The organism is Pigmentibacter sp. JX0631, assembly GCF_029873255.1.
Lineage (GTDB): Bacteria > Bdellovibrionota_B > Oligoflexia > Silvanigrellales > Silvanigrellaceae > Silvanigrella.
The window spans coordinates 3,559,615-3,572,626 of the sequence record NZ_CP123622.1 but is presented as its reverse complement, the minus strand read 5'-3'; the positions used below and the strand labels follow the sequence as shown (position 1 = coordinate 3,572,626).

Annotated in this window: 1 protein-coding gene; it reads left to right on the top strand. The window is 36.3% G+C overall.

Annotation, left to right across the window (positions count from 1 at the left end):
- The first annotated feature begins 191 nt into the window (after positions 1-191).
- The gene (locus QEJ31_RS15370; RefSeq protein WP_280591478.1) at positions 192-12,995 is read left to right on the top strand and encodes a fibronectin type III domain-containing protein; all 12,804 of its coding nucleotides are present in this window, start codon (positions 192-194) and stop codon (positions 12,993-12,995) included.
- The last annotated feature ends 17 nt before the right edge of the window (positions 12,996-13,012 follow it).

Genomic DNA, 13,012 nt, shown 5'->3' with positions numbered 1-13,012 from the left:
TAAAACTTTTCTAACTTTATATAAACGTTTCGGTTTGTTATAATTCTTTGTAACAGAGATGATTTTAAGGATATTTTTTCTGGCAGTGAAAAATTTGCATAGTAAATATTTAAGATAATGAAGAAAAAGTTAATAGAAAAACATTCATTTTTTAGATATAATAAAGTAAATTTTTAAATTAGGATATGGAGTTGTTACGGGCGTTATTTACTAAAAAAATTTTAATTTTCTTGTTTTTTTTATTCGCGTCATATGGCTGCAATTTTAATCCATTAGGAGGATCAAATTCTCATGTTGACGACGGTAATAGCCCATTTTTATCTACTCCTAAAATTTTTGAAATCACAGATGTTTTAGCAAGTGATAGTCAGGTTTCGTTACTTTGGGGGCAAGCACAAAAAGCTAAAAGTTACACTGTTTGGTACGGAACTTCATCAAAAAATTATACAAATTCAGTAACTTCATGTAACGCACAGATTGTTTGCAACATTCCTTCATTGCAAAACGGTATACAATATTATTTTAAAGTAACTGCGCAAAATGCCTATGGGAATACGGATTCTAAAACAGAAATTGCAGCTACTGTTGGTCCATTTCAATCTGTGAATGCGATATCTGGCGACAAAACCGTTTATTTAATTTGGAATGCGGTTGATATTGCTAAAACTTATTCAGTTAATTATGGCATATTCCCAGGTCCATTTACGGATACCATAACCAATTTGCAATCTACTTATACAATTATTCCTAATTTAAACAATGGAACAACCTATCAATTTCAAGTTACTGCTACCAATAATGCTGGTAGTGTCATAAGTAACATCAGTACAGCAACTCCACTTGCGCCTCCATTTGCTCCAACAGCAGTAACAGCGGTTGCTGCTAGTTCTAATTTAACAAATGTAAGTTGGAACGCTGCTGTTGGTTTGGGGACAATCGTCTATCAAGTCAGTCGTTCAATAGTTTCTGGCGGGCCATATGATCTTATCGCAAGTAATTTAAACTCTGCTACTTTAACTTATGCCGATAATTCCGTTTTACCAGGAATGCAATATTATTATGTTGTATCTGCTAGTAATTCGGCTGGAAGTTCCCCTAATTCTCTTCAAGCTTCTGTTGTAACTCCAACAACTCCTCCAACCAATTTATATAGTCCACTTGTAACGACAAGTTCAGCAGTTCTTCAATGGCTCCAAAGTCCTGGAAATGTTCCTATTTCTTATACATTAAAAAGATCTTCTGCATCAGGAGGTCCTTACTCGAATGTAGTTGGCTGTATAAATATTAGTGTTGTAAATTGCACGGATAGTTCGGTATCTGCAGGTACTCAATATTTTTATGTTGCTAGTGCAACAAATTCTGTTGGGACGACAGCAAATAGTGCAGAATTGGCATTAACTACACAACCCAATTCTCCAACTGGGTTAGTATTTTCTGCAATTACTGCTAATTCATTACAACTCTCTTGGACTCCAAGCTCTGGTACTGCTGGGCAGATAACTTATTCAGTTTTTAAATCTACAACATCGGGTAGTAATTATTTACCAGTTCCAAATTGTATTGGAATTAACGGAACAAGTTGCAGTGATAATGGACTTTCTCCTGGGACAAATTATTACTATGTTGTACTAGCAACAACCAGTGGCGGCTCTTCTCCTAATTCAAGTGAATCTACAACAGCAACTCTGACTACACCTCCTAGTGATATTATAGCGACTGTAAATTCATCCTCTTCAATTTCTTTAAATTGGCAAACCAGTCCTGGGAGTGTTCCTATTACTTATCAAGTAAAAAGAGCAACAAATAGCGGTGGACCTTATACAGCAATTGCATCTGGAACGTGCAGTAATTCAAGCCTTACAGTAACAACTTGTACTGATTTAAGTGCATCACCAGGATTGCGTTATTATTATGTCGTTTTAGCTACTACTGCGGGAGGGACTACAAGCAATTCAATTGAAGCTAATGCTGTGACTGCAACAAATGCACCAACTGGTTTATCTGCTACCGCAGTTGGAAATTCGTCTGTTAATTTATCTTGGACTGCAAGTCCAGGGAGTTCTTCTTTAATTACATATCAAGTCTATCGTTCTGAAACTTCAGGATTTGGTTATATTTTAGTCCCTTCAGCAAGTTGTGAAGTTATTTCTGTTGGAGTTACAAGCTGTGTAGATACAGCCGTCGATCTGGGGAAGAAATATTACTATGTTGTTACGGCAACAACAGATGGGGGCATATCTTCTTTTTCAGCTGAAGCTAATGCCACGACAACTACAACCCCTCCGGTTGATTTGATAGCTACCACGTTATCAAGTACGAGTATCAATATTAATTGGTCTGCAAGTCCAGGAACGGTTCCCATAACCTATATAGTGCTACGTTCGACAAGTAGTTCTAGTGGTTATGTTGCTATAGCTTCTGGTGGATGCTCAGGAAGTTTATCTGTTACATCATGTATAGATAGTTCAGTTACTCTAGGAACAACTTATTACTATATTATAACAGCTACAACTGCAGGAGGTACGTCAGGAAATTCAGGTTTTGCTTCGGCAACTACTCCAACAAATGCTCCAGCAACGTTAACAGCCGCTTCAGCTGGAACAAATTCTATCAATTTATCTTGGACTGCGAGTCCAGGAAGCGCACAAATAAGTTACACACTGTTTCGTTCTACGACAAGCGGATCAGGTTACTCTCAAATAGTAAATGGAACTTGTGGAACAAATATACTATCTCCTATCGTTACTTGTGTAGATAATGATGTTCTTCCAGGAACAAAATATTTTTATGTTGTTACTGCATCAACAACAGGTGGAGTATCTGTTTACTCCTCAGAAGCAAATGCAACAACCATTACAAATCCACCAGCTAATGTAACTGCAAGTCCTTTGGGAACAAGCGCAGTAAATGTTACTTGGTCAGCTAGTTCTGGTAACGCAACAATTACTTATACAGTCCTGCGTAGTCTAACTGGTGGAGGAATTAATTATGTGGCAATATCATCTGGTACTTGTCAAAGTGGCTTAGTCAATACCTTTACATGTACTGATACTAGCGCATCACCGGGAAATTCTTATTATTATGTAGTAAAAGCAACAACAGCTGGTGGAGTTTCAACTAATTCGGCTGAAGTTAATGTTGTTTTACCTACATCAGCTCCTACTAACTTAACAGCTACTTCGCAAGACACTTCTTCTATAAATCTTACTTGGACAACAAGTCCTGGTACAACAAGTATATTGTATAATTTATATCGTTCAACATCTGGAACAGGTCCTTTTTCTATAGTTAGTTCTTGTAATAATGTAACAATTAATTCTTGTTCAGATACAAATTTAATAGCAGGTACTACTTATTATTATGTTGTTACTTCAATAACTGCTGGTGGTGAATCTGTTTATTCAACACAAGCCCAAGCTACGACTTTTACAACTCCTCCTGTTTTAAATAATGTTAATTCGACAAGTTCTTCTTCCGTTTCTTTATCTTGGACAACAAGTCCGGGAACAGCAAGTATTTCATATGATGTTGCTCGTGCAACAACGAGTGGCGGACCCTATACAACGATACTTTCTGGTGGATGTAGTGGATCTCTTATTTTAACTTCATGCACAGATACAACAGTAGTAGCAGGAACTAGTTATTATTATGTATTAACTGCAACTACAGCTGGAGGTGTGTCTGCTTATTCTAATGAAGTTGTTGCAACAACTATAGCAAATGCCCCTACAAGTTTAATTGCAACAGCAAATGGAGGGGGTGTTGTTAATTTAACATGGACAGCGAGTAGTGGTACTGCAGGTTCTATCAGCTATATAATTAAAAGATCATTATCTTCTGGTGGTCCATATAGTGTAATTGATACTAATATTTCTTCGACAAGTTATAGTGATTTTAATGTAAGTAATGGGACAACATATTATTATGTAGTTCAGGCAATGACAAGTGGTGGAAATTCGGGAAATTCAAATCAAATTACTGTGACACCAATTAGCAGTTTAAATATTATTGGAAATATCACAGCTCCTAATCAAGTTACTTTAACTTGGAACACAGCTTTGGGTGCGACAAATTATACTGTCAAACAATCTACTACAATGGGTGGCTCAAGTTCTGGCTCAATTATTACCAATTGCTCAGCAATAGCTTCGACAACTTGTGTAATTAATTCTGGGCTTACAAATGGTACGACATATTACTATACTGTATTTGCAAACAATGTGGGAGTAGGATCTACTGCGAGTAATTCTTCTAGTGAGGCTACAAGTACTCCTTTTAATACTCCATTTACAACAATTACTGCTGGAACAGGTCAAGTAGTAATTAATTGGAATGCAATACCAAATGCTAATAATTACAATATTTATGTTTCACAAATTTCAGGTAATGCCATATCTGGTGGAGTTTTAGCTACTGGTTGTAGTTCAATAACTTTAAATTCTTGCACAGCGACAGGTTTAACAAACGGAACAAAATACTATTTTGCAATGGTTGCAAATTTATCAACGGGTGGAAGTTTTAATAGTGGAGAAATTTTTGCAACGCCTATAGGCGCATTTGATTTCACAGCTGTAACAGGGTTATCGGCAAGTAGTGCACAAATAAGTTGGGGTTCTGCAGTAGGTGCAAGTTCTTACAATATTATTTATGGGATAGTTTCTGGCACATACACTTTTTCAAGCGGTCCTTATACCACATCACCAGCAACAATATCTAATTTGAATGCAGGAACTACTTATTATTTTAAAATAGTTGCAAATAATGGACAAGGAAATGTAAATTCGAATTCAGAATTTTCAACTACACTAATTTCAACACCTCCTACTAATGTAACAGCTACTGCGGCAAGTAGTTCCACTATTAATTTATCTTGGAATATCAGTCCAGGCAATTCAAGCATTAATTATATTGTTCAAACTTCTTCTACTTCAGGAGGACCTTACACTACAATTTCATGTCCTGTTACGTTAAGTGGTTCTACAGCTAGTTGCACTGATACGAGCGTTTCAGCAGGAAACAAATATTTTTATATTGTCAAAGCAAGCAATACTGGTGGAACTTCTTCTAATTCTTCAGAAGCAAATGCAGTAACTCCAACAACAATACCTACAGGTTTAGCAGGCAATGCAGCTAGTAGTTCGGCTGTGTTTATATTTTGGAATCCAAGTTTAGGTACCGATCCAATTAGTTATACATTGAAAAGGGCAAATTTAAGTGGAGGTCCTTATACAAATGTTGTAGGTTGTACAAATATAACTTCTGCAAGTTGCACTGATACATCAATTATTTCTGGAAGTAATTATTTTTACGTTGTTTCAGCTAGTAATGCTGCCGGTAATACAGGAAATTCAACAGAACTATCGTTAACTTCCCAAGCTTCAGCTCCTACAAATTTAATTTCTACAGCAGCAAATGCAAATGCAGTTAATTTATCTTGGTCTAGTAATTCAGGGGGTGCTTCACTTAGTTTTATAATATTACGTTCAACCCAAAGTGGAGGGCCTTATACAGCTTTAACTACTGGCGGATGTGCTGGCAATATAAATTATCCTACTTTAAATTGTCAAGATACGACTGCACAAACTGCAACAAAATATTATTATGTTGCGCAGTCAGTAACTTCTGGTGGAACATCAGGAAATTCAAATGAAACTTCAGTTACAACTTTTGCAAATATTCCTATTAATGTAACAGCTGCTGCTCTGAATACAACTTCTATTTCTCTTAATTGGACAGGAACTACTGGAAGTAATGCCGTTACTTATTTAGCTAAACATTCTTTAAATGGATCTACCTATACAGCTATTTTAGCAGGAAGTTGTCAAACTGCGGTAAGTTCAACAAATTGCTTTGATCAAAATGTACTGCCTGGAACAACATATTACTATATAGTTAACTCAATAACTGCTGCAGGATCGAGTGCAAATTCAACAGCGGTTACTGCAACAACTCCCACGCTTTCTCCTACAAATTTAGTTGCTAATGTTATGAGTGGATCTGTAATAAATTTCTCTTGGACAGCTAGTCCAGGGACTGCAAATATAACTTATTCATTAATGCGTTCTGGAGTAAGTGGTGGACCTTATACTTTAGTAACAAGTTGTTCTTCAATTTCAAGCCTAACTTGTTCTGATACGACAGTTAGTCCAGGAACTCAGTATTTTTATGTTCTTCTTGCAACAACAGCAGGGGGGAATTCTCCTTATTCAACAGAAGTAACAGCAACTACCGCTGCTAACACACCTACAAATTTGGTAGCTACAGCTACAGGGTCAACTTCTGTTACCTTATCTTGGACTGCTAGTGTGGGTTCAACAAATAACGTTACTTATACAGTAAAAAGATCAACTGTAAGTGGTAGTGGTTATACTTCTATAATTTCTGGAACATGTTCTGCGCTTGTGGCAAGTACAACGTGTACAGATCAAAATCTGTCACCCGGAACTGTGTATTACTATGTCGTAATTGCAAATACAGCGGGAGGGAGTTCAGCTAATTCAGTTGAGGCTTCAGTAACAATGCCAACAATGGCTCCCACTAATTTAATTGGTTCAGCCAGTTCTTCCTCGGCAATTAATTTGTCATGGACTGCTAGTCCGAGTAGTGGATCATCTGTTTCATATACTGTTAAAAGATCTGTTATTTCTGGATCATCTTATTCGTTAGTAACTGCAGGCACTTGTTCAAATAGTGCGCTTAGTGTAACTAATTGTACTGATACTTCAGTAAATCCAGGATTTGTTTATTATTATATAGTAAATGCAACTAATCTTGCAGGTACAACAAATAATTCAAATCAAGTAACAGTAACAGTACCTACTACTGCACCAACAAATGTAGTTGCAGTAACTGCATCGTCTTCAACTATAAATCTTTCATGGAATTTAAGTCCAGGAAATTCTGTTATCAGTTATGTTGTTGGTAGATCAACTACATCTGGAAGTGGGTATGTTAACGTAGCAAGTGGAGGGTGTTCAGGAAATTTAAGTACCTCAACTAGCTCTTGTTCTGATTCAGGATTGTCTGCAGGAGTTACTTATTTCTATACAATAACAGCAATAAATGGAGGGGGTAGTTCTCCATTATCGAGTGAAGTTTCAGCAACTACGATAACAAATGCGCCATCGACTTTAACTGCTACTGCAACAAGTAGTACAAATGTAAATTTAGCTTGGGGCGCGAGTACGGGTTCTGCAAATGTAACATATCAAGTTAGCAGATCAGTAACTAGTGGTTCTAATTACTCTCCGTTAACTTCAGGGAGTTGTAATAACGTAACAGTTTTAACTTGCATAGATTCTACAGCTTTACCCGGATATAAATACTACTATATTGTCACAGCAATAAATTCAGGGGGAACATCAATAGCTTCAAATGAAGTAACAGTAAATATGCCGACCAGTCCTCCGACAGGATTTTCATTTACTACTATAACTTCAACTAATATTGTGATGACTTGGGCTCCAAGTCCTGGGCTTCTTCCTAATACATATACAGTTTTACGTTCTTCAACAACAGGTGGACCATATACAAATGTCGTTGGTTGTGTAGCTATTAGTTCATTAAATTGTACTGATAGTTCTGTTGCGGCTGGTACTGCATATTTTTATATCGTTAGAGCGACGAATTCAAATGGTACTACAGGAAATTCTATAGAAATAAATACAGTAACACCAACAACGGCACCTACTGGTTTATCTGCAACTGCCGGCGGATCATTTGTGAATTTTACATGGACAGCAAGTACTGGTACTGCGGCACTAATTACTTATTCATTAAGTCGTTCCCAAACTTCTGGAGCCTCATATTCAGTCGTCCAATCAGGTATTAATTCAACATCAGCATCAGATAATTCGGTTTTTCTTGGCACAACTTATTACTATGTTGTTAATGCAAATACAAGTGGTGGAGTTTCTGCTAATTCAAATCAAGTTACTGTAACACCTATTGGATCTTTTTCGATTACAACTATTTCTTCTTCATCTGGCCAAATTACTTTAAATTGGAATTCTGCTTCTGGCGCGGCAAATTATACTGTGAAATCATCTACCACTTTAGGTGGTTCATCTTCAGGTACTAATGTTACAGGTTGTGTTTCTATTGTTACTTTAACGTGTACTGCAACAGGGTTAACAAACGGAACAACTTATTACTTTACTGTTTTTGCAAATAACACTGGTGTAAATTCAAGCGCAACTAATTCAACTTCAGAAGTAAGCAGTACACCATTAGGTAATACTTTGACAATTTCAGGAATTGCTTCATCGCAAATTTCATTAAATTGGGCTAGTGTAGTAAATGCAACTACATATAATATTTATTTTTCAACTTCATCAGGAAATGCTATAAGTGGCGGCCAAATAGCATCAGGATGCTCTAATTTAGTTGGAACTAGTTGTACTGCTACAGGCTTATCTAACGGGGTTACCTATTACTTTGCCTTAGTTGCAAACTTATCTGTAGGTGGAACATTTCAAAGTTCTGAAATTTCAGGAATGTCAATTGCCCCTTTTGATTTTACAAGTTTGAGCCCAGTGAATTCAACATCCGCTAATATTAATTGGTCGTCAGCAAGTGGTGCACAAAATTATACTCTTCAATATGGTGCTGTTTCTGGTACATACACTGGTAGTCAAGGACCTGTAACAACAACTTCAATAGCATTAAATAATTTGTCGCCAGGAAATTCATATTTTATGCGAATTAAAGGACAAAATTCGTCAGGAAATATATTATCTACCTCTGAAAAACAATTAACTTTACCAACAAATCCCCCCAGTGGATTAAGTTTAGCATCGTTAACAACAACAAGTGCTAATTTATATTGGGTTGTTAGTCCTGGTAACTCTGCAATAAATTATAACATTTTTCGCTCTAATGTTAGTGGTAGTGGTTATGTTTCGTTAAGTGGTTCTAGTGGAACTTGTGGTGCTATAGTAACAACTAACATATGTACAGATTCAAGTATTGCATCTGGTTCGACGTATTACTATGTTATATCAGCAACAAATAGTGCAGGAACAACCGCATTTTCAAATGAAATTACAGTAACTTCACCACCAAATCCACCAACTTCATTAACTGCCAATCCTATTAATACAACTCAAATTCAAATGAACTGGTCAACAGTAACTGGGAATTCTTCTGGTACAACATATACATTAAGTCGATCATCTACTTCTGGAGGAGCTTATTCACCAGTTACTGGTTGTAAAAATATTAGCGCCGTTACTTGTATTGATAGTACTGTTGCACCAGGAACAACTTATTTTTATGTATTAACAGCGACAAATCCTGGTGGTACTTCAGTAAATTCGAGTGAAATATCTGCAACTAGTTTTACTTCTCCCCCAAATACATTTACCGCTATGGCAGCCAGTTCTTCTCAAGTGAATTTATCTTGGTCAGTAAGTCCTGGTACAACAAATATAACTTATACAATATTTCGTTCATTAGTAACAGGTGGTCCATATACAACTTTAACAAGTGGAGCATGCACAGGAAATATAACAGTTTTAACTTGTCAAGATACTTCTGTCACACCTGGTATAAAATATTTTTATATAATTAAAGCAAATACAGCAGCAGGAGCATCGATTAATTCATTTGAAATAAACGTAACAACTCCTACAACTGCTCCTACTTCAATAACTGCAACTGCAGCAAGTTCAGTGTTAGTTAATATCGGCTGGGTAGCAAGCCCTGGAAGTAGTGTAATTTATAATATTAAAAGATCGACAACAACAGGTGGGCCTTATATATCTCCTACATCTGGAACCTGTAGTAGTGCGCTAAGTTCACCAGTGGTATCATGCAATGATGCGAGTGTTCTTCCGGGTGTTACATATTATTATGTTCTCACGGCATCAACTGGAGGAAGTACTTCAGCTAATTCCATTGAAGTTTCAGTAACATTACCAACAACAGCGCCAACAACACTTGTTGCTACTACTGCAAGTACAACTTCAATAGCTTTAAATTGGACAGCAAGTCCTGGCAGTGCCTCTGTTACATACAATGTTTTGCGTTCCATAAATGGGACAACATTTACTGCTATTCCTAGTGGCAGTGGATGTTTTGGGAATTTATCAGGTATTACATGTACTGATTCTGGATTAACGATAGGAACACAATATTACTATGTGGTTACAGCAACGAATAGTGCGGGAACAACTTCAAATTCTGTCCAAACAACAGCAACAACTTTAACAACTACTCCAACTGGTCTAAGTGCGACGGCAACTTCTTCGTCTTCTGTAACCCTATCTTGGACTGTGAGTCCCGGATCAGCTGCCACAACATATAATGTGTTTCGATCGTTAAATAGTGGATCTGGTTTTTCACAAATAGTATGCAACGTAACAGTCACAGCATCTACTGCAAATTGTTTAGATTCTACTGCCACTGCAGGAAATATTTATTTTTACAATATTTCAGCCACAAATGCAGGAGGAACAACTACAACTTCAAGTAATGTAACTGTTACATTACCGACGAATACACCAACAACAATTTCAGCAACAGCTACTAATACTACGACGATAAATATTTCTTGGAGTGCAAGTCCAGGAAATTCTGCAATAAGTTATATCGTATTACGATCGTCAACTAATTTAGCTGGAAGCTTTTCAACTTTTGCAACAGGAACTTGTACTCCTGCAGGTATTAGTTCATTAACTTGTTCTGATACAGGAGGTTCTCCCGGAAATATTTATTATTATGCAGTACAAGCAATTAATTCAGCGGGAACGACTGTTCAATCAAGCTCTGTTAGCACTGTTACTCAAACAACTCCTCCAACAGGTGTTACAGCTACAATTTCTGGGGCTGGATCTATTTCTGTAAATTGGACAGCAAGTCCAGGAAATGCAACAATAACTTATACGGTAAAACGCTCTACAGCATCAGGCAGTGGATATGTAACTTTAACTTCCGGAACTTGCGCTAATTCTAATTTGACAAATACGTTCTGTTCAGATTTAACAAATCCAGTTAATGGAACAGTTTATTATTATGTTGTTACAGCCACGAATGCTTTTAATACTACTGCAAACTCTAATATTGCAACCGTAACTTATAGCTCACCTGTTAATACTGTAGTGCCTGTTTTGTCAGGTGCAGGATTTAGTTCTAATTCAAATATTATTACCTCAACAGGAAATGTTTTATCGACTACTTTAGGTACATGGAGCGATTCTTCAAATTGTACTTATAGTTGGTATGCAAATAATAATTTAATAAGTGGTGCTACTTCTTCAACTTATACTACTCAAACAGCCGATCTGTGTAAAGTGTTGACTTCATGTGTAACATGTTCAAACTTTTTAGGTAGTAGTAAAGTTTGTATTAATGGAAATTCAACAACAAATGGAATAAATACAAATGGAATAATAACAGATTATACAAATAGAGTTAGCAGTATCTCTGGATATTCATTAACAGCTGCTGGGCAAGGGCAAATTAAAAATTTCCTTGATAATTTAATTACAAATAATATTTCTATTCCAGATGTGTTATATGCAATGCAAAAACAACAAAATGCAGGATATGGAAGCATAAGTAATAGAACTGTGTTTGACTTATATTGTGATCAACATAATTCTACTTTATCTACAGCTGCATTTGCTTGGGATCAAAATGGTGTTTTAGGTAGCTCTGCTTTGGCGCCAGCTCCTAATTATGGAATAGCAATTTCTAATTCTTCAATATTTAATTCAACACAACCTTCAACAATAGTAGCTTATGCACAAAATCCTAGTTCAACTAACTTTAATGGAATTTTTGGATATTCAAATAATTCATCAGCGAGTTCAACAAATGGATTTGGTTTTAATAATGGAAGTGGAAATAATTTTCGAGATGATTTAGCAAATCAAACAATTACGAACAGTAATGTTGGATATAATTTTGTCGGTAGATCTTTAAGCGGTTCTTCAAATATTTTAGATACAAATGGAACTCAAACATTACCTTCAACAAATGCTTCAGCTCTAGGAGGCGGTAATTTTATATTAGGAAATTTTCCAAGGAATGGAACTCAACAAAATTTTACATTGAATGGATACTTAGCATTTGCTGCAGCATGGACAAATGCTGCATTAAATTTTAGTAATATGGAAATTGTTCGCAGTGCATACACAGTTAATTTTCCAGTTCCAGCGACAGTAACATATATCGGTGATAATAATGGTTCTGTTTATACTTGTACTTTGTCTGGTGGAGCGGTGCCTAATGCTGCAAGTTGTGCTGCATCAACGGGGTATGGAAGTTTGTACAGCGTATCTGCTTCAAGTTCATTTTTGTACGTGGTAAATAGTTCTGGTTTTGTTTATGCATGTCCCATAACAAATAATACTATCCCAGCAACTGCTTCAGGGTGTTTAAAAAGTACAGGATTCAGTGATTCATTTCCTGCCTATCCAACAATTTATTATGCTAATAATTATGTGTATGTAGTCATGTATAGTGCAGGTACAATATATTCATGTCCTGTACAAGGTAACGGTTCAATTCCAAATTCTAGTGGTTGCTCAGTTGGAACTGGATTTAATAAGGCTTATGCCGGTTTTGTAAAAAATAATTATTTTTATCTTGCAAATTATTCTTCTGTTAATAAAGTAACATCTTGTCCATTAAGCGGTGGAGTCGTTCCAAACTTTTCTGGTTGTTCACAATCTAGTACTTTTACAGGTGCTTGGGGTATGGGTTATAATGGTAGTTACGCATATGTAGGTGGGTATTCAAATGGAAACGTGTACGTCTGTCCATTCACTAGCGGAGTATTTCCTGCTAGTTCAACTTGTACGAATACTGCAAATGGTTTTGGAACAATATGGGCAATAACAAGTACACCTAATAGTAGTGATGTCTATATTGTAAATTCAGTTGGGGTTGTTTATTCGTGTCCTATCGCTGCCAATGGTTCAATTCCTTCAGCCGCTAGTTGTTCTAGCAGCTCTGGGTTTGGAAAAGGATATGGAATTAGTATCTATTAAAGTATGCTATTATAATT